This window comes from Mesorhizobium sp. M8A.F.Ca.ET.218.01.1.1, assembly GCF_004791165.1.
Classification (GTDB): Bacteria; Pseudomonadota; Alphaproteobacteria; order Rhizobiales; family Rhizobiaceae; genus Mesorhizobium.
Genome location: NZ_SRUZ01000111.1, coordinates 1 through 340, shown reverse-complemented (window position 1 = coordinate 340; position 340 = coordinate 1). Strand labels below are relative to the sequence as shown.

General features: G+C 59.1%; 1 protein-coding gene. It reads left to right on the top strand.

The features are described 5' to 3' along the window. Positions 1 to 174: 174 nt before the first annotated feature. Positions 175 to 340, top strand: a 166-nt coding sequence (locus EN861_RS34615; RefSeq protein ID WP_189343823.1) for a VOC family protein, incomplete at its 3' end; no start/stop codon positions are given.

Genomic DNA, 340 nt, shown 5'->3' with positions numbered 1-340 from the left:
GCCTTTTTTCACCGTTGAGCACTGGAAAGCCTTAATTGTTGTTTGCCGGCGCCGTTTGACGCGCAACGGCGTGGCCTGAAATCGGCCGCGCCGCCCGTTTTTTGTCGGACGATTGCCCTTTGGCGGAGCGGCTCCTATGGTGCGCCGCAAACGCAACGCCGCGAGGAGCCCGATATGCGCTATCTTCACACCATGGTCCGCATCGCCGACATCGATCAATCGCTCGATTTCTACTGCAACAAGCTCGGCCTCAATGAAGTGCGTCGCTACGAGAACGACCAGGGACGCTATACGCTGATCTTCCTCGCCGCCTCCGAGGACGATCAAAGCGGCATTGCCG